Raw genomic sequence first — 22,854 nt, 5'->3', positions numbered from 1 at the left:
CTTAAGGCATCAACATCCGCTTTATCCAAGTAAATAAACGAATGCCCGTTTTGCAAGGCTGCAAACAGTCGAACCACATAAGGCTCAATAACGGATGCGCCCTGTACTTCGTGGCGGCGGAAAAACGCTATGGCCGCATCTGCGGCAGAGGAAAGGATAGAGTCGGTCGGATTCATGGCTCAGAATTGATTGATACGGAAAAAAGAAAGGCCGTCTGAAAAACAGCGTTTCCATAAATGAAAACCTATTTTTCAGACGGCCTCTATTATACCGTTCAAAGCATAAAATATTTGCCTGAAATAATAACCTTATTGCAACACTTGCAGGCTGCCGTCTTTCATGGTCATTACCCGGTCGAAACGCTCAGCCAGTTCGTCATCATGGGTCACCACAATCAGGCTGGTGTTCAATTCGCGTTTCAAATCCAGCATCATATCCAGCACATTTTGCGCATTTTTACGGTCAAGGTTCCCCGTCGGTTCATCTGCCAACAGGCATTTCGGCTCATTAACCAAAGCACGGGCAATCGCCGCACGCTGACGCTCGCCTCCGGAAAGTTCACTCGGACGGTGCAGCATACGCTTATCCAAGCCAACCTTTTTCAGCATTTTGACAGCCTTCTCCTCAGCCATCGCCTTGGGCATTTTGCCGATTAAAAGCGGCATCATGACATTTTCCAAAGCAGAAAACTCAGGCAATAGATGGTGGAACTGATACACAAAACCCAAATAACGGTTGCGCAATTCGCCCAATTGTTTTTGGCTCAAACCGCCCAAATCCTGATCCATCAACATTACCTTGCCTTCAGACGGCATATCCAAACCACCAAGAAGGTGCAGCAATGTGGATTTACCGCTGCCTGACGAACCGATGATACTCACGCTTTCCGCTTCGGCAACTTCAAAATCCAAATGATTCAACACTTGTACATTCAATGCGCCATCATTATAGCTTTTGCCAACGCCGATACATTTCAAAATTGTCTTACTCATAACGCAAAGCCTCCGCAGGTTGGGTTTTTGCAGCACGCCAGCTCGGATACAGTGTGGCAATAAATGCCAAGCCAAGCGAAATGCAGGCAATAACGGCGACGTCCTTCAAGTTCACATCGCTAGGCAGGTAATCGATAAAATAAACCTGTGAGTTAATCAAATGCACGCCGAACAGGTCTTCAAAAAACGCGACAATCTTGCCGACATTCCAACCCAGCAATACACCGCACACCACGCCCACAAGCGTACCGAAGAACCCCGCAAAAGCGCCCTGCACCAAGAAAATCTTCATAACGCCGCCCGGGGACAAACCCAACGTGCGCAAAATCGCAATATCGGCTTGTTTTTCCGTTACCGCCATTACCAAAGACGAGACAAGGTTAAACGCAGCAACCGCGATAATCAGCGTCAAAATGATGAACATCATGCGTTTTTCCAACTCAACGGCTTCAAAATAGCTGCGGTTGTTAAACGTCCAGTCGCGCACCCATACTTCATCTTTTTTAGCATCGGGAATCAACTTGGCAATGAAAGACGGCGCATTCTGCGGATCAGCCAATCGTAAACGCAGCCCACCGACATTTTCACCCAGTCGATACAAGACTTGCGCATCCTTGATATGCGTCATGGCCAATGTGTTATCGACTTCATATACACCGGTTTTTACCACACCGACCACATTAAACTGCTTCAAGCGCGGCACTACACCGGCAGGAGTAACATTCCCCTCAGGCGTAATCACTGTAACCTTGCCACCAATCTCCGTGCCCAATGCCTCAGCAAGCCCTTGACCCAAAATAATATCAAATTCGCCCGGCTTCAAATCGTCGAAACTGCCGGCCGGCATATCCTTGCCGTAATCAACGACATTTTTTTCTTCAGACGGCAAAATACCGCGTATTTGTACACCGCGCACTTCTCCTGCATTAGCAAGCAAAGCCTGATCGGAAACATAAGGCGCGCTGGCCAATACTTCCTTTTTGCCTTTTACAAATTCGCGCAAACTCTGCCAACCCGGCGCACTGCCGACATCGTAATAGCCGATTTCTGCATGAGGTGCGACGTTCAACAATTGACCTCGTATCTCTTTCTGAAATCCGTTCATTACCGATAACACCACAATCAGCGCCGTTACACCCAAGGCGATACCGACGATTGAAATCATGGTAATAAATGACATAAAGCCATTGCGTTTTTTCGCACGCAAATAGCGCAGGCCTATCCAAGTTTCTAAAGAAGCCATTCAAAAATGCCTCATTCGTTTGTCAAAAATGGCTTATTGTACCGTAAAACCGACAGGTCGTCCGATTGCCCGACTGATGTAGCATTCAGGGATAAAGTGTATGTAAAACCATGTATCTTCCCGTAAATTCCGCCGAAAAACTTGCACAATCGGCCAATCGCCCTTATTCTGAAGCTGTGACACACTTTGTCACCATCAAAAAGGAAATACACTAATGAACAGCAAAAAATTCTTGGCCCTCGTATCCGTAGCTGTAGGTTTGTCATTCAGCTTCAATGCATATGCCGCCAAAGAAATCAAAATCAGTTCAAACAATACCGCTTACTCCGACGCCGATGTTCAAAAACTGGCAGCCACTGCTGTCGGCATGGGCGTAAAAGAACCTGTCAGCCTCAACAGCGGAAACGGTGTTGTTACCGTATCCGGCAGCAGCGCAACCAAATGCGCATTTAAAGTCGGCAACGGTGATACGCCTCAAATTCAAGGCGTCAGCTGCAAATAATCTGATTTCATCAATGAAAAGGCCGTCTGAAAAACATTCAGACGGCCTTTTTATATTGGCATTTAAGATTGGATATTTCTTCTATCGTAAACAGCCTGTGCCAAAGTACCGGCATCCACATATTCCATCTCGCCGCCCAAAGGGATTCCCCTTGCCAACCGGCTGACTTTATAAGGAAGATTTTTAAACAATTCCGCCAATACATACGCTGTCGCGTCGCCTTCGGCTGTGAAGTTGGTTGCAATGATAATTTCCTCAATATCACTCGCCTGCAAACGGGCAACCAGCTTATCTAATGCCACTGCCGAAATATCCATGCCCTGCGCCGGACTGACTTGCCCCATCAAAACAAAATACAGGCCATCATGGCAATTAGCCGCCTCCATACTGGAAACATCCGCCGGCATATGCACAATCATCAAGCGGCTTTTCTCACGTTTTTCGTCGGCGCAAATTTCACACAAATCGCCTTCGCAAAATGTATTACACATCCGACAATGCTGCACCTGTCTTAAGGCAAACTGCAAAGCATCCACCAACTCCTGCGCTTCTTCGCGTTTGTACTGTAAAAGCTGGTAAGCCATGCGTTGAGCGGATTTCGGGCCGACATTAGGCAGGATTTTTAATGCATTAATCAAGCGGACAAAGGCATCAGGATTTTTACTCATGATTTCAGACGGCCTTTAAAAAGATAGCTAAAAATAAGAAAACAGCCGGAATTCATCCGGCTGCCCTACTCTAATATTCTGCTTATTCGGCAGCATTATTAACTTGTTGTGCACCTTGCGTACGATCGATTTTCTTATCAAAATACTGGAGCAAGGCATCGAAAACATTGGCGGAAAGCTGCTGAACCAAAGCCTGTTTAGCAGCCGGAATCTGTGAATCGGCATTTTCAGGAGCAGAAACGCTCTGAACTTCCATAATCACCGGCGCAGGCATACCTTCCAACAATGTATACGCAGGTTTGCCGCCGACAGGACGCGCTTTCAGCAAAGCTGCATAAGCCTCCGGAGACATGGTTTTACGTGCATCTTGTGCGCTCAATTGAGAAACAGGCGACCATTGAACATCAGCAGCTTTACCGGCTTTCAATGCGGCCAAAGTTTCCTGGGCTTTTTTCTCTGCCAGTTTGGCGGCTTCAGAGCGCTGATATGCTGCACGGACATTGTCTTTGACTTCCGCAAATGGTGCGATTTTCTCTTCGCGCACTTCTTTCGCACGAATGACCCAAACGGTTTCGTTGTTGATGGCAATTACTTCAGAATTGTGTTTTTTCTTCAGTACATCGTCGCTAAACGCAGCATTAATCAACGTTTCAGGCAAACCTGCCTCTTTCGCACCCGCTCTGGTCACCCATTCATCCAAGTTTTCCACTTTCAAACCTGAATTGGCGGCTGCTTTTGCCAAAGAAGATGGATCATTGAAGGCATCTTCACCCAATTTTTCTTTAGCAGCATTAAAGGCAGAAGCTGCTTTTTTCAGTTTCAAGGCTGCTTCGATACGCGCTTTGGCTTGTTCCAAAGTCGGCTCAGCTTCGACATTCAAAACTTTAATGACGTGATAACCCAAAGATGATTTTACGGTATCGCTGACTTCGCCTTTGCCCAATGCAAATGCCGCTTTATCGAATTCAGGTCCAAAGCCGCTGCCGCCACCTTTGCTCAGATAACCCAAGTTGCCGCCTTTATTGCTGCTGGACAAGTCTTTGGAATACTTGGCCGCCAGTTCGGCAAACGAATCCGGATGCTCTTTAAGCTCCGCAGCCATTTTGTCCACTTCTGCTTTAATTTCCGCATTACTTGCTTCATCTCCGTTAGGCATGACCGGAATGAAAATATGCGCAATTTCGGCTCTTGGCGACAAATCTACACTTTTGCTGTCGTAAGCTTTTTGTACTTCTTCCGCACTGACGGTTTGCTTGTCAGCCAAATCTTTGATGTTCAAAGCCACATATTCCAGCTTAACGGCTTGAGGAATCAAGTAATCTTTTTTATGCGCTTCATAATACTTTTGCAAAGCCGCATCATCTACTTTTACTTGTGCCGCAAATGCTTCAGGGCTGAACGTAAATGAACGGATGGTACGTGTTGCTTGAGTCAGGTTAATCAACTGACGTGCTTGCGCATCGCTGACCAAAGCGCCGTTTTGCACTAAATTCAACAGATTTTGCAATTGGAACTGTTCGCGGATATCTTCAACGAACTGATCCTCGGTCATCCTGCGTTGATCCAAATATTTCTTGAGCAAATCCTGGCTGAATTTACCGGAAGCATCATGGAAATTCGGATCATCCACAATAACTTGCTTGATTTGCTCCTGAGACACAGCGATGCCCATCAGCTTGGCACCTTGCTTCAGATAAGCACGTTGCAATAACGATTGGAATACCGCATCACGCGAAGGTGCATTATTGCCGGCAGCCTGCTCGTTTTGTATCGCAATCTGTAAAGCATGCTCGCTGACCTTCTCATCCCCGACTTTGACAATGTAATCAGAACCCGGCGAAGACAAGTTATTGGCACCGAATCCGATAAAGGTCAGACCGATGATACCTAAAACAATCTGGGCGGGTGTTTTATATTTTTCAACAATATGGAACATATTTATCCGAAAGAAAAGTTTGGCGCGGCAGCCAGAAAATGCTGCCGCAAAAATCTTAAAATCCTGAAAACAGGCTCAAAGCGCGTATTGTAACGTATTTTTTCGAGGCTTGCTTTTTCAGACGGCCTAAAAACCTAAAAATACCTTATCCGAAAATTTCCTGATACGCTTCTACTGAAAATCCGACATGAACCTGTCCTTCTTTGACCAATACAGGCCGCTTGATGATGCTGGGATTCTCCACCATCAAAGCAATCGCACCTTCTTTTGTGGCGGCAGATTCTTGCGCATCTTTATCCAACTTGCGCCAAGTCGTACCTCTTTTATTGAGCAAAATTTCCAAAGCCGCCTGACCCAGCCAGCCATCAATCAATTCGGCAGTCGGGGCGTTTTTCTTAAAATCTACAAACTCAAACTCGATGCCGTTTTCCGCCAACCAACTGCGCGCTTTTTTAACCGTATCGCAATTGGGAATACCGTATAGTTTTATCATCTTAATTTATCCTTGGTTTTATTCATAAAATCACAAATTCAGGCCGTCTGAAACTTTTCAGACGGCCTGAATTGAATGCAGCTTATTTCTTAGCAGCTTTCTTTACTTTAATCTTCACGCTTTTGCCTTGCGCGTTATTTTTATGCCCGGCTTTGACGGAAGTTGTTTTCGCCTGCGTTTTTTTCTTACCTGCGGCTTTAGGTTTGCTTGGCTTGGCAGGCTTGGAGGCAGGTTTACTTTTCACCTTGCTCTTCTTTGCCTTCATGGGAGCAGCCAACGCTTCATCAATTTCTTTAGCCGACAGTTTACGCTTACGCTTTTCGACAGACTTGTCAGCAGCTATTGGCTTGCTTACAGGTTTTGCTTTTCTACCTCCGCGTTTCTTACCGACTGAACCGCCGCTGATTAAGGTCAAATCAATCTTGCTGGTATCCAAATCGGCTCGCGCGACTTTTACAGTAACCGTATCGCCCATGTTGAAACGGACACCACTACGCTCGCCCTCAATTGCCATAATTTCAGGACGGAAGTTGAAATAATCCTCTCCCAAATCGCTGATATGTACCAAGCCGTCGATATGAATATCGTCCAAGGTTACAAAAATACCGAAGCTGGTCATGCCCGAAATCTTGCCACTGAAAACTTCGCCGACTTTGTCGCGCATATAATAAGTTTTCAGCCAGTTTTCCACATCGCGGCTGGCATCATCGGCTCGGCGTTCGCAGAAAGAGGTATGCACGCCCAAAGCCTCCCAGGTTTTATTGGGTTGGTAAGTTTGTCCGTTCAATACAGCTTTAATGGCGCGATGTACCGTCAAATCGGGATAACGGCGGATAGGCGAAGTAAAGTGTGCATATGCGCCATAAGCCAGACCAAAGTGACCGTCGCAATGAGGCTCATAAACCGCCTGCTGCATAGAACGCAGCATCATCACTTGTAACAATTCCGCGTCCGGACGGTTTTTAAATTGCTCGGCAAGCGTAGCATAGTCTTTCGGCGTCGGATTATCGCCGCCACCCAAACTCAGCCCCAGCAAACCAAGCTGCTCGCGTAAGGTGGCCAGTTTTTCAGGAGTCGGGCCCAAGTGATTACGGAACAAAGCCGTATGTTTGTTTTTCAGCAAAAATTCTGCCGCGCAAACATTCGCCGCTAACATACATTCTTCAATCAGCTTGTGCGCATCGTTGCGGACAACGGGAACAATCTTGTCAATCTTACCGTTGTCATCAAAAATCATCTGAGTCTCAACGCTCTCAAACTCAACCGCGCCACGCTCGAAACGTTTTTTCTGCAAGATTTTAAATAACTTATACAGAGTATCGATTTGCTGCTTAAACGGATAATCCTGGCCGTCTGAAATCCAATCCCAAACTTGATTGTAAGTCAGTCGCGCATGAGAACGCATTACTGCCGGATAGAAACGGTATTCCTTGATATTGCCGGCATAGGTAATCACCATATCGCACACCATACACAGGCGTTCAACATCAGGATTGAGAGAGCAGATGCCGTTGGACAAATTCTCCGGCAGCATTGGAATCACACGGCGCGGGAAATACACGCTGGTACTGCGTTCTTGAGCATCTACATCAATCGCGTCATCAGGGCGGACATAATGACTGACATCAGCTATCGCCACCACCAAGCGGTAGTTGCGGCCAATTTTTTCGGCAAAAACCGCATCGTCAAAGTCCCGCGCAGTTTCGCCGTCAATGGTTACCAGAGGCAAATCGCGTAAGTCCACGCGCCCTTTCAAGTCGGTTTTACGCACATGATCGGGAATTTTCTTCGCGGCTTTGACACACGCTTCGCTGAATTGATGAGGCAAATGGTGCTTGCGTACAGCAATTTCAATTTCCATACCGCTGTCGGCATAATCGCCCAACACTTCAATCAGCTTAGCCACAGCAGGACGATGCGCTTCAGGATACGTCTCAATTTCAGCCACAATCACTTGGCCGGATTGCGGTTTAAAGTTCGCCACGCTTTCAGGCTCTAACACGATACTTTGGCTCAAACGCTTGTCTTCTGCCTCCAAAATAGCCACGCCACGATCCATATAAAAACGACCGACCACTTTAGACTGCGCACGCTCCACCACATCTAAAACCGTTCCTTCACGACGGCCTCTGCGGTCGATACCGGCAGGACGAACGGTAACAATATCCCCGTGCATCACGCCGCGCATCTGACGCTCATACAAAACGAAATCACCTTCGCCCGTCGGCGTTAGCGGCACAGCAAAACCAAAACCGTCTTTATGCGCTTCGACACGACATTTAACCAATGCCAATTTTTCTGCCGCGCATACCGCGCCACGTCGGTTGATCAACACCTGACCATCACGTGCCATCGCTTTCAAACGGCGTTCGAAGAATTCATATTCATCTTCTGTAATCGACAATTCATGTGCCAACGCTTCGATTTTTGTCGGCACACCTTTTTGTTCCAATAATTCAATGACCCATTCACGGCTGGGCAACGGATGAGCGTAACGTTGTTTCTCCCGCTCCAAATACGGGTCTTTTTCTCGTAAATTTAAAGATTTAGTATTTTTGTTCATTTTGATAGTTGACATTCTTTTTTTAAAATATATAATAGCTGCTTCTTCGCAGTTCAGGTAGTCAACTCTACCTTAAATTGAAGAATAAAGCAAAGCCCAGGTGGCGGAATTGGTAGACGCGCTAGCTTCAGGTGCTAGTGTCCTCACGGGCGTGGAAGTTCGAGTCTTCTCCTGGGCACCAAATAATTTGGTGCTTCTTTGCTTAAGAAAATTTAAATTGCCCAGGTGGCGGAATTGGTAGACGCGCTAGCTTCAGGTGCTAGTATCCTCACGGGTGTGGAAGTTCGAGTCTTCTCCTGGGCACCACTGATAAATCAATCAGTCAATTTTTCACATTATTCTGATAACAAGTCAGGATAATAGTCCACAGAGAGGTGGATGAGTGGTTTAAGTCGCACGCCTGGAAAGCGTGTATACGTGAATAGCGTATCGAGGGTTCGAATCCCTTCCTCTCTGCCACAGATAATTTTAAAAGATTTACGAATCTTTAGAACACAATAAAAAAGCCAGTAAATATCAAATATTTACTGGCTTTTTTGTTTGTCTAAAATTAAAAAGCTTTCTATTCGTTTTAAATCTTTTTTGTGTTTTTGTGTTATTTTATTTGTTACTGAGTGAATTATGGACTGAAAATGCCGAAAATCGTAACACCATTAACGCTGGCTCAAGTTAAGGCAGCAAAGGCGAAAGATAAAATTTATAAGTTACCTGACGGGGGTGGGCTTGCTCTTTGGGTATTGCCATCGGGGCGGAAATCATGGCGAATGCAATGCAGATATGACGGCAAGTCTGATACTTTAACGTTAGGCTTGTATCCTGAATATGGCCTTGCAGATGCAAGAGCATGGCGTGAAGAAATTTTGCAGAAAATCCGCGAGGGGAAAAATCCTAAAATATTATCTGATGATGTATCGGCTAGGTATCGGTTTGAAAATTGCTTGGTCGAGTGGTTTGAAAGATGGGCACGCGGTGGCAGAAAAGTTGGCAAGGGAAAATCTGAGCGGTACGCTAAAAACGTTTTATCGGCTTTGGAATTGAACATTGTCCCCGTTTTTAAAGGTCGTGACATTCGAACTATAAAGACTGCGGAAATTGTGGATGTGCTACGGAAGATGGAGCAGCGCGGCGTGCTTGAGTATTTACGCCGGGTAAAAGGTAGTTTGAATTTAATGTTTGATTATTATGTTGCAAGCGGAGTTATTGAAAGTAATCCTGTTGCTGTTATCGGGAAACAGGTTTTTGACAGACCTCAAGAGCGACATTTTGCCGCCCTATCCCCTAAAGATTTACCGTTATTGATTGAAAAAATAGAAACAACTAATGGAATTGGCGAGCGTGCAAGGTTACTAATATATTGGCAGCTTCTAAGTATGACTAGGCCGTCAGAAGCTGTTGGTACTATGCTTGCAGAGTTGGATTTATCGAGTGCGATATGGGAGATTCCAATTGAACGAATGAAAACAAGACCGCACATTGTCCCATTATCCAGTGCGTTGCTGCAGATTTATCGTGAAGCAATGAAGCTTAATGTAAATGGTATTTATCTGTTTGAGGGTGCTGGATATAACAAGCATCTTGATCGTGAAACGGTACGGCTGAAATTACGTAGGAAAATGGGATTGAATACAACTGCTCATGGTTTAAGAAGTCTTGCAAGAACATATTTGAGAGAGGTTCACAAGATAAGGCGTGATGTCGGTGAGCTGTTATTGTCACATGGTATTGCAGACAAAACTGAACGCGCATATGACCGCTCAGAACTTATAGATGAGAGACGTGAGGCTTTAGAGCTTTGGGGAAATGATGTGATGAATTTGCGTAAAAAATACAGATTAAGTAAATGAGAAAAGGCCGTCTGAACTTGAATTTTCAGACGGCCTTTTTAAGTGTGCATAATCAAGCATAAAAATGCGTATTTTTGCATAAAAACGCATAAAAAAGCCAATACAGGAATTATAGCAAAGGCCCTGTAAATATAAGGGTTAGAGCTTAATCATACTTTGCATAAAAAAACGCACACGAGCGAGCATCGCAGGCGTGGAGGGGGAGCGCGGAAGCTCCGATACAGCGGCGGAGGATGTAAAAAAAATCCACCTGATTTTTTTCAGGTGGATTTTCTGTTTTAGGTAGTATTTTAGGCAGTGTTTTAAGCAGCAACGGTCAAGGAGTACGGCTTAAACTTGAATACCTCTGCCCCAAGTTGGTCATTTGCCTCAAGGAAAGCTGTCTGAATTGGCGCGATCTCATTTGCCGCGAATACCTCAGCCGCTGTACGAGCATCACCGAGTCCGCCGGCAGCTTGAGGGACAACACCCATCAGGGCTGGAGGAACGCGGTGAATAGTGAGCATATCTTGGGCGGTTGTATTCTTGATATTGATGAACTCATCTTTCGCGGCAACTTCTGATATTGGTATCAGCTTGATACCATCCGGAGAACCACTGGGCGAACGCAGGAAAACATTTTTAAAATTGCCTTCACGTTGTGCGGCTTTAAACTGGTTTTTGAGTTGGTCCCAATCTGTCTGATTTAAATTGTTGTCAGTAGCGTAAACAATAAAACCGGCATGGCTGCCATTATCGTAGTATCGCCGTCTAAAGGTTGTAGCCGACTTATTAAGTTCAGCCGAACTCATCCCGGCAAGATAATCGGGAATGCCATAAACCTCTTGGGATAAATCGGGCTGCATTAGATGAACAATATCAGTTGCCGGAATAAAATCAGCGTCGGTAGCAAGATGATGGCGAAGATAGAAGTAGCCATCTTTATTCGAGGCTCTGCGCATATATAAGCCAAGACGGTTTTTCAACGTAAGAGGTTGCCCAAGCCGATTTCGTTCTACTTGTAAATAACCATTACCCAATACCAAGAAACCAAATGCCAGCTTTTTAAACTCCCCACGGCTTAACCATTTTGACGGAATAAACGTAGCTGCCAAAACATTAAGCTTGCATTGAAGCGCACTCGCATGATGAATGCCGGTGCGCATCAGTCCAGCCAAATCCGATAAATTAACAGGAGGCTCATAGTATTGACCGTTGTCCACACATTCCCATAAGTCCGCCAACCAAGTGAGACGATCATCATCGCCCCATTTGAAAACCTCAACATCAAACTGATTTTTTTCACTCATTACTAAATCCTCAACTATCAATCTCAACACGACCACTTACAGTGCCGTCTAAAGGTTCTTGGAAAAACAACATCATTGCTGCCCAAGCAAGGTCGCCGTGGCTGGCATCTTTACTTCGGACGGATTCATAAGTCGTATATTTACCGCTTTTGGTTGAAGTACGGCGTACGGAAAGGAAAGCCATCTGAATATCAAGGTCGCCACTATCCCACTCAACCCTGCCATTTTTAATAAGATTCTGCATCTTAAGTACCATCAAGCCTTTGATGTCGGGCGTGTAAGTCATACATACCGTGGATGGAAAAAACTTCTTAACCAAATCGGCAACCGCAACACCAATGCCATTAGTATCAATAACAATCTTCTGCACGTTATAAACATCAAGGAGTTTGCGTATAAAGGCTGCTTGGCTCTCAAAGTCCGCCCCTTGTAAAAGATTTTTTTGCACAATACAAAACTTATCCCGATTATGAGTTGGTGCAGTTGCCACAATTAAACCGGCAGCATCGCCAGTGTAAGAAGGGTCGTATCCAATCCAAACAGGAGCATTGCCGCAAGGCCGGACAGAGAAATCTTTATACCAATCCGCCCAAGTGTCCCATGAGTCAACCCCGCATTTTTGCAATTCAGCAAAAGTAAAAACCGAATCCCCATCAGGCATAAATTGACATTCGAACAACTGCGCGAATTTATCGGGCGAATTGCGCCGGCGCAAATAATCCAAGTCAAACAAATTACATCCCGACTCAAGCGCATCATGGATAGTTACAATCTGCCGCCACTGCGCATCGGCATCCAATCGCCCTTTTTTTAAAGCCGAATGGCTCAAATCTAGCGCAATATGCTCCGAGCGTGGTCGCCCATCGTTGTAGTCTGTCCCACTCCAAAAACCATACGCAGGATGAGCCTCACTAGACGGCGTGCTGAAAAAAGTCGTTTTCAAGTGTTTTTGCGATGCCATTGGCTCAGCTAATGTTTGCAGCTTCTGAAAATCAGGGATCCAAAAGTATTCGTCCACATACAGATTGCCGTTTCGACCCTGTGCTGTGCGGCTGTTGGTCCCTAAAAAATACAGCTCTGCCCCATTGTGCAATTGAACCGAATCACCGCCTTTCAATTCAACATCGACCATCGCCGCAAGGTTGAAAATGTACTGTCTGAATTGATAAGCCTGAGCGCGAGAGGCTGACAAGAAAATCGAATTAATGCCCGTTTTGAGAGAATTTAAAAACGCCTCACGCGCAAAATAAAAAGTCGCCCCGATTTGGCGGCTTTTTAAGATATTTCTAAAACGCTGATTTTGATATTGCTGGTTCCAGTATTTTTGATAACCAAAACTTTGCTCAAAAAAAATCTCACCCATACGGCGTATTTGCTCAGGATGTAAGAAATTCTTATGCGGCTTTTCCGTCCGTACATCTTTTGCATCACGTCCGCGAGAGTTTCGTTCGCGCGGCGGATTATCGATAGTTGGAACATTTTCAACCGAGTTCAAGCCATCAGAAAACTTCTTCTCACTTTGACTTTCTGATCGAATCTCAGATTGCTTAGATGCAGAGCCTTGAATCAATCCCGAAAGCTGGCGAATCTCCTTATAGTCGCCGTCTGATTTCTTGGGTAAATGAATCAGCTGTATCAGTCGAGCTTCAACGGAAGCGGCTACCCGTTGCATAGGCGTGCCGCCATCCCAGTTCTCTCTTTGCTTCCAACTATGCACAGTCGCCGGCTTAATCCCCAGATGTCGACCAATGGCAGAGATGCGCCAGCCCTGCCAATACAAACTGCGTGCAACAGTCCGAGGGTCAATATTCGCCGCAATTTCCACCTGATTTCTTTTTTCCATTTATTTAAGCAATTAGTAAACACAAGCGTATTTTCAGGCCGTCTGAAAAAGAGAACATTGCTCTACAAACCTTAAAAACGCACTAAGGCGGAAAGCAGATTGTCAAGGATTGGTCTTGGGGCAAAATAAAGACTTTAGTAACGGTTTCGCCAAAGAAGTCATTAAAGAAGTCATTAATTATGAATATTAAAGATAAATGGTTTTGTATCGGCCAAAGCGGACCTACGGTTGATGGCCGTGAAATCGCATCTGACGATTTGGTACAAGCTGCCGAATCATACAACCCGAATACCTACACCGCAGTTTTAAATGTCGAGCATTACCGACCATTTTTCCCTAAATCAGAACTTGGTGGCTTAGGTTCGGTGATTGAATTAAAAGCCGAGACAGAAAACAGCGTGACAAAACTCTATGCCCGTCTTGATCCGACTGCAAAAACCCAGCAAATGATGAAAGACCGAGAAAAAGTCTTTACATCGATGGAGTTGCAGAAAAATTTCGCCAACACAGGCAAAACATATCTGATCGGCTTGGCGTTGACCGATAGCCCGGCATCTTTAGGTACATCAATGCTTAAATTTACCGTTGCGGCTGACCAGCAAGAAATCCTGTCAAATTACACCGAAATGGAAGAAAAAATGTCAGAAAAACAAACAATCTGGGGCAAATTGCACGCCGCCATGTTTACCAAGCCTGTCGCTCCAAAAAATGAGGAAGGTCAAGAGCCGAAAGTAACCGAAGATGCGAAAGGCAAGCCTGAAGAGAAACAAGAGTATTCAGCCTTGCGTCAAGAGTTGGATCAAGCCGCAAAAGTGGTGGCCCAGCTGGTTGACGACAACGAAAAATCTGCCGCTGCATTTGCCGCACTGAAAGAAGATTTTGAAAAGTTCAAAGCACAAGTTGAAGTTACGCCGGTAAATGCCCAGTCCCCTCATTTGGGTGGTGCAACCAAACCAGTATCAGAATTTTAAGGGTGAAAAATGCATAAATACATCAGTCAATACATCAACGCGGTCGCCGCAGCAAATGGCGTACAAAATACAGCCGATCAATTCAACGTTACCCCGTCGGTATCGCAAAAAATGCGCGAAAAAGTACGCCAAAGCTCCGCATTTTTGCAAAAAATTAATATGGTCCAAAAGACAGAAATCGCCGGTGAAATCGTAGGTATTGGCGCAGGCTTGAACGCAAGCCGTACTCAAACGGACCCAACAGGCGAAAGCAAGGCACGCAAACCAAAAGCCGTACATACCAAAACTGGCCGTAAGTATCTGTGCGAAAAAGTAAACTTCGACACAATGATTCCATACGATGATATGGACCAATGGTCAGCCCATACAAACTACATTGAGTTGGTTAATAGCCAAATCGTCAAATCCAAAGCACTGAGCTTGATTGCCATCGGCTTTAACGGTGTCAAATCATCGCCTGATTCAGATGCCGGTCAAAATCCCTTGTTACAAGACATTAAAAAAGGCTGGCTGCAACAGTTGCGCGAAGGTGCGCCTGAAAACGTGATGGGTTCAAGCAGTCAAGCAGTAGATGTTGGCCCTTCGGCTAAATACAAAAATCTCGATGCCATCGTAGTTGATGCCTGCAATGAGTTGATTGATGATGAATTTGCCGAACTGCCGGATATGGTCGTAATTTGCCATCGCACATTGCTGGGCGATAAATACTTTGCAGTAACCAATGAAGCAGGCCAAAAAGCAACCGAGCAAGTTGCTGCTCATGCCATTACGGCGGCCAAACGCGTTGGCGGCCTCACTGCCATCGCGGTGCCGTATTTCCCGAAAAACACAATGCTCATCACGCCATTGTCGAATTTGTCGATTTATTTCCACAAAACAGGTCATCGCCGCGAGTTGATTAACGAGCCGCGCTTTGATCGTGTATCCGACTACCAATCAGAAAACATCGACTACGTTGTTGAAGAGTTTGGCGCGGCCGCATTGATTGAAAATATCAAGATTGCCGAGTAAGTAATGAATGCCGTCTGAAATGAAAGTGGTAACCAGTCTGTGAAACAGTGGGGAAGTAATTTCAGACGGCATTAATTGGAGAAGAAAAAAAATGACCTCACCAGCTCGTGCTCATAAACAATCTGTCTTGGCAGGAAAAAATGCCGATATCGATTTATCCGCAGCCGAACCATACCAACGTTTGCAGTATCAGCTCGCACAAGATCGCCGAACATTATCAGGTATTAAAGGCATTGCCGACAAAATCGCAGCAAAACGTCAAATGATTGATAAATACCGCGATTGGTTAAATGAGGTGCATGAGAGCGGTAAAGCTCAGGCGACAGATACCGTTTTCACTACCGCATTATTGTGGTTGATTGATATCGGCGAAATCGAAACCGCCGTGCCATTGGCGGAATTTGCCATTGAGCAGAACATGATTGTCTCAGACCAATATCAACGCGATTTAAAAGACTTGATGTTTGAAGAAATCGCCGAACAGCTCGCATCCGGTGCTGAATTGTCAGTAGAAGCTGAAACACGCCTCATTAATAAGCTGGTTGCGGTTGACCATGAAACAGGCTTACACGAACTCAACGTCATGGATCCAATCCGTGCCAAGTTCTTGAAAGCCTGCGGTGAGCGCGCCGAAGACACTGATCCGGCTCGTGCATTGGATTTGTACGAAAAAGCCATTGAATATTTCAGTAATGTCGGTGTGAAGAAACGCATTGAGTCCCTCAAAAAGCAACTGAACATCGAAAGCAAGTAACCTCTCCCCCTCACGGGAACGGCCGCCGCTGTCCTGTCTGTCATGTAAACGCATTGCGCTAATTGTCAGCCTGCGGCAAACGGAAAAGGCCGTTTTCCTTTTCTTAAAAGTATCAAATGTCATTAGTTTTTGCCGATAGCGATGAACAAGGCCGTCAAGAGTACGGACAATCAGAAATCATCAGTGGGACATTTTGGCCGCGTATTGATTTATCAGATTTACGCAATGTTATGCGCATTGATACCAATGTCAGTTCGAGCCGACTGTATCACGCTGCAATTGATGGAGTTGCCCATGTGAATGGACAGTTACGGGCTTGGAAAAAACAGGCGCAGCAAAACAGTATCAGCTTACTACATGAGTTGGACGATCCTGAAGACTATATCAATGGCGAATCCGTCCGTGTCTCTTATTACCGGCGCGCCGTCTATTGCTACACAAAGGCGATCCTGCTTGAAACGTGGGCAGATGCCGAAGCAACCGGCAAAAGTGGAGAGCGTGCAGAAGCAAAACAAAATCAGGCCGAAGACTATCGCCGCGAAGCACATTTTGCTGTTGCATCATTGATGGGTAAAAGCCGCTGTGATTCTGAGCTGATTTAAGGCTATAAAAATGGCAAAAATCAACACGATTATTACTAAAGAGGGAGATACTGCCGCCGGTATTACTGCCGCATTTTATGGCAGTTCAAAATACATTGTAGATGTGCTGGCGGCAAATCCTGATTTAAATCTATATCCCCTACTCCTACCGGCTGGATTAAAAATTGTAATGCCTGCCGTAGACACTGCCGCAGTTGCTGTTATCAAAACAATAAACCTATGGGATTAAAAAAACGTCATGCAATCCGATAAAACCACCACTGCCATCAACGCCGCCGTGATTGTTATTGGCAGTTATCACGTCCACGCCTCAGTTGCATTTGGGGCATTAATTGGTGCAAGTCTATTTGTTCTGAGCCAAAAAACATATGGGTCAATTTCGAAAGCATGGCTGTTTGCCGTCTCATTTTGCGGCGGTATTTTTGGCTATGACTCAGCGGAAGAAGTTTTGAACTGGGTAATCCCCGGTGATTGGCTTCATATCAACTCATTTACGTCTGCCGCATTATCTTCTGCCCTGCTTGTACTGGTGCTGCAAAAGCTGATGACCATTGTCAACGGATGGCCTAGAAAGGAGTAAGGATGGATAAAGTACAGACAACTGCTGTTATTGTTTTGGCGGCCACAGCCGCCGCCAGAATCATTATGTTTGATACGCGTGGGAAAACACACAAGCCATTATCATCGGCGATTGCCTATATTACTTTTGTATGGCTTGGCTCACTCGCATTCTGTGCCGCTTTTGGATTGAAGTGGCTGGCTATTTGGCTGCTTATATTTGGGCTTGCCCTACATACCGGCGCGGTAGTTTGGGCTGGCGGAAACATCAATAAAATTCATCCAGCAAAGAAAAGAGAGTAAAGCATGAGTAAACTTATTTGCCTGACAGCCGGCCACAGCAACACTGACCCGGGCGCAGTCAACGGGTCTGACCGTGAAGCCGATTTGGCGCAAGATATGCGCAATATCGTGGCTAATATCCTGCGCAATGATTATGGTATGACAGTGAAAACAGATGGCGAAGGCAAAGGGAATCTGCCACTGGCAAAAGCCATTACCCTTATTCGTGGCTCTAATATTGCGGTCGAGTTTCATACGAACGCGGCGGCCAATAAAACAGCCACAGGTATTGAGGCTCTCAGCCTGCCGCGCAATAAAGCTGCCTGTCAAGCAATCAGTAATGCCGTCGCGGCGGTTACAGGCTGGCGTTTGCGCGGTGAATCAGGATTTAAACCGGACAACGCCGGTCAGCATTCCCGCCTTGCCTATGCCCAAAACGGGGGCATTGTATTTGAACCATTCTTTATCAGTAATGATAAAGACCTTGCCGAATTCAAACAAAAAAAATGGACGATTTGCCGCGCTATCGCTGATGCGATTGCAAAGCTCGTGTAAGCATTATGAAAATTAAAATTACCTTAGCTTTGGTTGCAGTAGTTTTGATTGAATTGTTGGTTATCATCATGCAGGTCAAAATCAGCCATGCGCGTGCCGCCAAAATTGACAACCTGCAAAATCAGCTGAATCAGGCAAATGCCGATGCGCAGCAGAGCCGAACTCGTACCCAAGCCTTACAAGCCGAAATCGACAAACTAAACCAAGCGGCGGCAGTAAAGTCTGCCGCAGTTTCTGCTGCCGTGGCTAAAAATCCTCAGTGGGCAAACCAAGAGCTGCCTGCTGATGTGGCCGCAGCAATTAATCAACAATAGAGCATCAAATGAAAGAAGCCTTTTTTGCCGTTTTAATGTTTGCATGGTTGTTGGTTGGGTGTGCAAAACCTACTGCGCCCAACCCAGTATCATCATGTCCGCCTGTGCCACAATGCCGTGTGGATGTTGGTCAAATCACTACCAATGCCGATTTGTTGCATGGATTTACTGCCTATCGCGCTGCATACAATGCCTGTAAAGCATATCGTGATGCACTGGCGGCTTGCGTGGGTCAGCAATAGTTTGGCTGCCGTCCAAGAAAGCCTGAAATGACTGATATATTTGATAGAGCTGCCGAATTGGAACAAAAACAGCGAGATTACTGGCTTTTAAAGCACAAAGAGCAGTTTGACCCTACTCCGTCGGCGTATGAATGTGAAGAGTGCGGTGAACCAATATCAGAGGCGCGCCGTCAAGCTGTCAGCGGTTGCCGATGTTGTATAAGTTGCCAAGAAGAGATTGAAAAGTATGGAAAAACCCGTTTCACTCCGTAAGGCGATCCAAGATGCCTTACCAGAATTAGCGATGCACCCGGACCGCTTGCGGATTTATATCGATGGCGGTGAGATTAAGCCAAATCGTGGCACGCTGAGTCATGCCGTTTCTTACACGCTCAATATTATGGCTTTAGAGTTGGCAGAAGATAAGCTGACACGGCTTAATATCGCAGTAATTTATTGGTTACAGCGTAATCAGCCCGATATACTCGAGCCGGGAACAAACGGTAATAAAGCCTACACTTTTGAAGCTGAGCCAATCGATTCAGATACTTGGGATGTGTTGATTCAGCTTCGCCTGACAGAAAATATACTTGTCCGTCTTGACGAAAAAGGCCGTCTGAACGTCAAAACTAAAAAAGAGCCTCAATACGATAGTGATATGGTACTGGGCGATTTTGCCGCTGCGCTTGGCGTGGTCGATGATAAACAGGTGGGTTGATGAGATGGAAGATGGTCTTAATAATTTCATTCAAAGCGTTGATGCCCTGATAAAAAACCTCAGCCCTGCTGAGCGCAGTGCCATGTTGCGCACCATATCGATTGAGGTCCGCAAACGAAACGCTGCCCGTGTTCGTGGAAATATACAGCCTGACGGCTCTCCAATGGCAGGAAGACAGGGTGATCGTTGGAAAATGCGAGGCTTAAGAAATGGAGAGGCCCTGCTAAAAGGTAAAAAGTTCAATTACTTTAAACAAAGGGATTTGGCTTTGGCATATATTCGGCAAGAGGGTGAAAAAATCATTGGCCGGAAAGAAGGAGAGCCAAAAAAAATGAGTGGGTATCTTCGTGAAAACATTTACTTTGATGGGCGCAACAATAAAAAAGCGCGGATGTTTCAGAAAATATCACGCCCTAAATACCTGCGTAGCAAGAACACTTCCAATGAGGCAGTTATTGGTTTTTTAGGTGGTACTCCTGCGAAGATTGCTGCCGAACACCATTACGGTGACAGCCGTAAAAATCTGACAAGCCGTGAATTGGTAGGATTGTCTGATTCGGATTTATCTTACATTGAGACTGAGATTATTAAATCCGTAGCAAAGGGAATTTAAACTAAAAAATAAGGCCGTCTGAAATCAGGCGGCCTTTTATTTCGCGCTGAAATCTTAAAATCACACTAAAGAATCAATCAAATTTACATGAAAAGCGCATGGAGAAATAATAGCCACTCGATTAAGCCATTTTGCCATTTAGCTCCTGACAGCCGGAAAGACGGCACCGAGCCGCCGTCTGCCGTCCCCAGTCGGCGGCTCAATCAATATAAGGACTTTATTTTGCTGGAAGCACGAATTGTACAAATTTTAAGCCGCCCATTGTTTTTCTGCGGTCTGTATTATCGCCGCGTACTAGTTGCCTATGACAGCGGACCTTGTGGCGAAAGAAGAATTGAATTTAAGACAAGAGAAGCAGCAGAAAAATGCCGTGTCGGAGATAAGGTAATTTTATGACACAACGCCAAATCGAGAATTTAATCAAAATTGGCACGGTAGCAGAAGTCGATCCGAATAAAAACCGTATTCGTATGAAGCATGGAGGATTGACGACAGATTGGTTGCAATATTTTGTCCCTGCCGCCGGTGGTGTATCCGTCTGGCGTTTGCCATCTGTCGGAGAAATGGGCGTGGTATTTAGCCCTAGTGGAGAGACAGAGAATGGGTTTGTCATGGTGGGTATCGCATCGGATTCATTCCCGTCCCCGTCATCAAGCCCTAATGAGACTGTTATTAAATTTCCAGATGGCGCAAAAATAAAATATGACCATCAATCAGGCGCACTTAAAGCAGAAGGTATCAAGACGGCAGATGTTGAGGCATCTGTTCAAGTCACTATTGATACACCAATGACAGAGGTAAAAGGTCAGCTCCACGTGCATGGGTTGCTGACATACAGCGGCGGTATGAGCGGTAGCGGTGGAAGCGGAACAACTATTGAGGGCAGTTTCAATCATATTGGCGAATTTAACAATGAAGGCAAGGTTGTAAGCAATGGCGTTCAGCTTGACGATCACAATCATCCTGACCTGACATCAGGCGGTAATACAGGGAAACCAAACAAATGACAAATGCCGAAACTGGTCAAGGAATGCCTCTTAAGGATCATATTGCTCAGAGTATTAAAAACATCCTATTCACCCGTATTGGCAGCCGTATTATGCGCGAAGACTACGGCTCAATATTGCCATATTTAATTGATATGCCGCTGATTCCGCCGGTTGTACTGGCTTGTCAGCAGGCGGTTGTTTCTGCGCTTGCAGCGTGGGAGCCGCGCGTAAAAATCGAAGCTGTCCGCTTTGATGCAGAAAGTGCGGCGGAAGGCCGTCTGAAAATATGGCTGGAAACCGTCATCGTATCGAGCGGTGTAAAAGAAACATTTGAGATTGCAGATATTTAAATGGCAAAGATTACCGACTTATCAAAAATCCCCCCTCCTGAAGTAGTGAAGCAGCTTGACTATGAGGCGATTTTGGCTGCACGAAAAGAACGGTTTATCAATGAATATCCATCTGAAGAGCAGGAATATTGGCGCACGGTATTGGCTTTGGAATCCGAGCCGGTAACAAAGCTTTTGGAAGAGTGTGCGTACGCAGAATTGTTGTTTAGACAGGAGTTGAATGAATCGGCTCAGTCTTTAATGCTGGCCTATGCCAAAGGGGCAGATTTAGACCAGATTGCGGCAAACTACGATATTGAACGCTTGGTAATACAGGCTGCTGACGATACCGTTAATCCTCCTAAAGAAGAGATTTTAGAGTCGGACGAAGCCTTGCGCCGCCGCGTACAAGAGGCATTTGAGGTTTTATCGACTGCCGGTCCTGAAGCTGCCTATATAAATTTAGCGCGCCGTGCCGATGGCTCAATTAAAGATGTATCCGCCGTCAGTCCATCCCCTGCTCATGTTGTAGTGACCGTTTTAGGCCATGCCGAAACAGGTGTAGTTGAGAAAGTGGTATTGGATAAAGTATCAGAGGCGGTGAACGCTAAAAACCGCCGACCTGTTGCAGATCGTGTAGAAGTTAAAGCCGCAGAGGTACTGGAGTATCGAGTTGAGGCAACGCTAAAAATGTATGCCACTCCAGACTATGTGCCGATTTTGACAGAAGCGGAAGCAGCTTTGAAAAAAGCAGTTGAGGAAAACTTTTTAATCGGTCGAGATGTATCACTCTCTATGATTTACAAGGCTTTGCGCGTTGAAGGCGTGCAAGACGTTGCCATTGCTCAGCCAGTAGCAAATATTGCTGTATCGCCCACTCAGGCAGCCCGTTGTGTAGGTATTACCGTGAATTGGGGCGGTTGGAATGAGTAATTTTAAATGGCAATACCATCAAAATACTGCCCAGCCATCAAGTAAAACTGAGCTGGAGCATAAACTCTCGCGCTCACAAATTTACCCTATCCCTCATCCTATTCGTGACCTGTGGAATCCGCAGACCTGCCCTTTACATCTGCTGCCCTACTTGGCTTGGGCAAGAAGCGTGGATTATTGGTCAGATGAATGGCCTGAGCAAGTGAAGCGCGATGTGGTTGCTGCCGCGTATTACAACCATAAGCATAAAGGCACGATTTCCGCGCTTGAGCGTGTCGCCTCAATTTTCGGCCTGAAAATAAAAATTACCGAATGGTGGCAGGCTAATCCTCAAGGCGTGCCGGGTACATTCGGCATCACAGTATTGTCTGAAAACGCCGTCATTGGCGAAGTCGAATTTAAAGAGCTTGTACGGTTGTTTTCGGAAACAAAGCCTGTATCACGCCACATCAGCGGTTTAACGGTTGGTGTCATCACTCGAGGCCGTCTGAATACGTCGGCAGCTACATTGCGCGCCGATATCGTCACCATTTATCCATATATCAAGCCAATTATTTCAATGCCTCCAGCCGGTCAGGTTTCTGCCGCCGCTCAGCGAGTCGAAATTATTACAATCAATCCAAAGGTATAG

28 protein-coding genes and 3 tRNA genes are annotated in these 22,854 nt (G+C 45.8%); 23 read left to right on the top strand and 8 right to left on the bottom strand.

The window, feature by feature from the left end; genetic code table 11:
- Positions 1 to 308: 308 nt before the first annotated feature.
- Both lolD and ACTHS3_RS01420 read right to left on the bottom strand, forming a co-directional pair.
- Positions 309 to 992, bottom strand: a complete 684-nt coding sequence (lolD, locus tag ACTHS3_RS01425; RefSeq protein ID WP_070460784.1) for a lipoprotein-releasing ABC transporter ATP-binding protein LolD — start codon at positions 990 to 992, stop codon at positions 309 to 311.
- On the bottom strand, positions 985 to 2,235 hold the full coding sequence (locus ACTHS3_RS01420; RefSeq protein WP_004519734.1) for a lipoprotein-releasing ABC transporter permease subunit: 1,251 nt from the start codon (positions 2,233 to 2,235) through the stop codon (positions 985 to 987). Before ACTHS3_RS01420 ends, lolD begins: the two co-directional genes overlap by 8 nt.
- Before the next feature lie 214 nt (positions 2,236 to 2,449).
- Here ACTHS3_RS01420 and ACTHS3_RS01415 point away from each other — a divergent pair, with 214 nt between their 5' ends.
- Positions 2,450 to 2,737: a hypothetical protein gene (locus ACTHS3_RS01415; protein WP_003683377.1), complete on the top strand. Its 288-nt coding sequence runs from the start codon at positions 2,450 to 2,452 to the stop codon at positions 2,735 to 2,737.
- Between the two features lie 62 nt (positions 2,738 to 2,799).
- Here the strand turns inward: ACTHS3_RS01415 and recR are convergent, their stop codons facing one another.
- From recR to rnr, 4 genes are all read right to left on the bottom strand, one after another.
- Complete coding sequence (gene recR, locus ACTHS3_RS01410; RefSeq protein ID WP_003679078.1) at positions 2,800 to 3,405, bottom strand: recombination mediator RecR; 606 nt, start codon at positions 3,403 to 3,405, stop codon at positions 2,800 to 2,802.
- A gap of 82 nt (positions 3,406 to 3,487) precedes the next feature.
- Positions 3,488 to 5,341: a SurA N-terminal domain-containing protein gene (locus ACTHS3_RS01405; protein ID WP_440366949.1), complete on the bottom strand. Its 1,854-nt coding sequence runs from the start codon at positions 5,339 to 5,341 to the stop codon at positions 3,488 to 3,490.
- 145 nt (positions 5,342 to 5,486) lie between these two features.
- A complete protein-coding gene (locus ACTHS3_RS01400) occupies positions 5,487 to 5,834 on the bottom strand; it encodes an ArsC family reductase (RefSeq protein ID WP_004519737.1) in 348 nt (115 codons plus the stop codon).
- Between the two features lie 82 nt (positions 5,835 to 5,916).
- Positions 5,917 to 8,412: a ribonuclease R gene (gene rnr, locus ACTHS3_RS01395; RefSeq protein WP_004519738.1), complete on the bottom strand. Its 2,496-nt coding sequence runs from the start codon at positions 8,410 to 8,412 to the stop codon at positions 5,917 to 5,919.
- 79 nt (positions 8,413 to 8,491) lie between these two features.
- Here rnr and ACTHS3_RS01390 point away from each other — a divergent pair.
- The 4 genes from ACTHS3_RS01390 (at position 8,492) to ACTHS3_RS01375 (ending at position 10,241) form a co-directional block, all read left to right on the top strand.
- Positions 8,492 to 8,578: transfer RNA gene (locus ACTHS3_RS01390), tRNA-Leu, on the top strand.
- A 38-nt stretch (positions 8,579 to 8,616) separates the two neighbouring features.
- Positions 8,617 to 8,703, top strand: a tRNA-Leu gene (locus ACTHS3_RS01385).
- Between the two features lie 62 nt (positions 8,704 to 8,765).
- A tRNA-Ser gene (locus ACTHS3_RS01380) sits at positions 8,766 to 8,856 on the top strand.
- Between the two features lie 173 nt (positions 8,857 to 9,029).
- Complete coding sequence (locus tag ACTHS3_RS01375) at positions 9,030 to 10,241, top strand: tyrosine-type recombinase/integrase (protein WP_440366947.1); 1,212 nt, start codon at positions 9,030 to 9,032, stop codon at positions 10,239 to 10,241.
- A gap of 302 nt (positions 10,242 to 10,543) precedes the next feature.
- On the opposite strand, the gene ACTHS3_RS01370 is transcribed toward ACTHS3_RS01375, so the two are convergent.
- On the bottom strand, positions 10,544 to 11,530 hold the full coding sequence (locus ACTHS3_RS01370; RefSeq protein WP_440366946.1) for a phage portal protein: 987 nt from the start codon (positions 11,528 to 11,530) through the stop codon (positions 10,544 to 10,546).
- A gap of 10 nt (positions 11,531 to 11,540) precedes the next feature.
- Positions 11,541 to 13,373 carry a terminase large subunit domain-containing protein gene (locus ACTHS3_RS01365; RefSeq protein WP_440366944.1) on the bottom strand — a complete coding sequence of 611 codons (1,833 nt, stop codon included), beginning with the start codon at positions 13,371 to 13,373 and terminating at the stop codon, positions 11,541 to 11,543.
- Between the two features lie 179 nt (positions 13,374 to 13,552).
- On the opposite strand from ACTHS3_RS01365, the gene ACTHS3_RS01360 reads away from it, so the two are divergent.
- The 18 genes from ACTHS3_RS01360 to ACTHS3_RS01275 all read left to right on the top strand — a co-directional run bounded on the left by ACTHS3_RS01360 (position 13,553) and on the right by ACTHS3_RS01275 (position 22,854).
- A complete protein-coding gene (locus tag ACTHS3_RS01360; RefSeq protein WP_440366942.1) occupies positions 13,553 to 14,344 on the top strand; it encodes a GPO family capsid scaffolding protein in 792 nt (263 codons plus the stop codon).
- 9 nt (positions 14,345 to 14,353) lie between these two features.
- A complete protein-coding gene (locus ACTHS3_RS01355) occupies positions 14,354 to 15,355 on the top strand; it encodes a phage major capsid protein, P2 family (protein ID WP_440366940.1) in 1,002 nt (333 codons plus the stop codon).
- Positions 15,356 to 15,446: 91 nt separating this feature from the next.
- Positions 15,447 to 16,109: a phage terminase small subunit gene (gene gpM / locus ACTHS3_RS01350; protein WP_440366938.1), complete on the top strand. Its 663-nt coding sequence runs from the start codon at positions 15,447 to 15,449 to the stop codon at positions 16,107 to 16,109.
- 116 nt (positions 16,110 to 16,225) lie between these two features.
- Positions 16,226 to 16,711: a head completion/stabilization protein gene (locus ACTHS3_RS01345; protein ID WP_440366936.1), complete on the top strand. Its 486-nt coding sequence runs from the start codon at positions 16,226 to 16,228 to the stop codon at positions 16,709 to 16,711.
- Between the two features lie 10 nt (positions 16,712 to 16,721).
- A complete protein-coding gene (locus ACTHS3_RS01340) occupies positions 16,722 to 16,940 on the top strand; it encodes a tail protein X (protein ID WP_440366399.1) in 219 nt (72 codons plus the stop codon).
- Positions 16,941 to 16,949: 9 nt separating this feature from the next.
- Positions 16,950 to 17,291 (top strand): putative holin, encoded by a 342-nt coding sequence (locus tag ACTHS3_RS01335; RefSeq protein ID WP_440366934.1) that lies wholly within the window; start codon positions 16,950 to 16,952, stop codon positions 17,289 to 17,291.
- A 2-nt stretch (positions 17,292 to 17,293) separates the two neighbouring features.
- Entirely contained in the window at positions 17,294 to 17,572 is a 279-nt protein-coding gene (locus ACTHS3_RS01330; RefSeq protein ID WP_440366932.1) for a phage holin family protein, read from the top strand.
- Between the two features lie 3 nt (positions 17,573 to 17,575).
- Positions 17,576 to 18,106 (top strand): N-acetylmuramoyl-L-alanine amidase, encoded by a 531-nt coding sequence (locus ACTHS3_RS01325; RefSeq protein WP_295697377.1) that lies wholly within the window; start codon positions 17,576 to 17,578, stop codon positions 18,104 to 18,106.
- A 5-nt stretch (positions 18,107 to 18,111) separates the two neighbouring features.
- On the top strand, positions 18,112 to 18,420 hold the full coding sequence (locus ACTHS3_RS01320; RefSeq protein WP_295697375.1) for a hypothetical protein: 309 nt from the start codon (positions 18,112 to 18,114) through the stop codon (positions 18,418 to 18,420).
- Between the two features lie 8 nt (positions 18,421 to 18,428).
- Complete coding sequence (gene lysC / locus ACTHS3_RS01315) at positions 18,429 to 18,662, top strand: Rz1-like lysis system protein LysC (protein ID WP_440366396.1); 234 nt, start codon at positions 18,429 to 18,431, stop codon at positions 18,660 to 18,662.
- A 27-nt stretch (positions 18,663 to 18,689) separates the two neighbouring features.
- Positions 18,690 to 18,914: a TraR/DksA family transcriptional regulator gene (locus ACTHS3_RS01310; RefSeq protein WP_315115025.1), complete on the top strand. Its 225-nt coding sequence runs from the start codon at positions 18,690 to 18,692 to the stop codon at positions 18,912 to 18,914.
- Positions 18,889 to 19,359, top strand: coding sequence for a phage tail protein (locus ACTHS3_RS01305; RefSeq protein ID WP_440366929.1), 471 nt, complete (start codon positions 18,889 to 18,891; stop codon positions 19,357 to 19,359). Before ACTHS3_RS01310 ends, ACTHS3_RS01305 begins: the two co-directional genes overlap by 26 nt.
- A gap of 4 nt (positions 19,360 to 19,363) precedes the next feature.
- Positions 19,364 to 19,972, top strand: a complete 609-nt coding sequence (locus ACTHS3_RS01300; protein ID WP_440366928.1) for a phage virion morphogenesis protein — start codon at positions 19,364 to 19,366, stop codon at positions 19,970 to 19,972.
- An 87-nt stretch (positions 19,973 to 20,059) separates the two neighbouring features.
- Positions 20,060 to 20,368 (top strand): hypothetical protein, encoded by a 309-nt coding sequence (locus tag ACTHS3_RS01295; protein WP_440366926.1) that lies wholly within the window; start codon positions 20,060 to 20,062, stop codon positions 20,366 to 20,368.
- The gene (locus tag ACTHS3_RS01290; protein WP_440366924.1) at positions 20,365 to 20,979 is read left to right on the top strand and encodes a phage baseplate assembly protein V; all 615 of its coding nucleotides are present in this window, start codon (positions 20,365 to 20,367) and stop codon (positions 20,977 to 20,979) included. Before ACTHS3_RS01295 ends, ACTHS3_RS01290 begins: the two co-directional genes overlap by 4 nt.
- The gene (locus tag ACTHS3_RS01285) at positions 20,976 to 21,311 is read left to right on the top strand and encodes a GPW/gp25 family protein (RefSeq protein ID WP_440366391.1); all 336 of its coding nucleotides are present in this window, start codon (positions 20,976 to 20,978) and stop codon (positions 21,309 to 21,311) included. The genes ACTHS3_RS01290 and ACTHS3_RS01285 overlap by 4 nt, the downstream gene beginning before the upstream one ends.
- Positions 21,312 to 22,223 (top strand): baseplate assembly protein, encoded by a 912-nt coding sequence (locus ACTHS3_RS01280; protein ID WP_440366922.1) that lies wholly within the window; start codon positions 21,312 to 21,314, stop codon positions 22,221 to 22,223. It begins immediately after the preceding gene.
- Complete coding sequence (locus tag ACTHS3_RS01275) at positions 22,216 to 22,854, top strand: phage tail protein I (RefSeq protein WP_440366921.1); 639 nt, start codon at positions 22,216 to 22,218, stop codon at positions 22,852 to 22,854. Before ACTHS3_RS01280 ends, ACTHS3_RS01275 begins: the two co-directional genes overlap by 8 nt.

It is taken from the genome of Neisseria sp. P0009.S007 (genome assembly GCF_051962515.1).
This window is presented reverse-complemented; position numbering and strand designations above follow the sequence as displayed.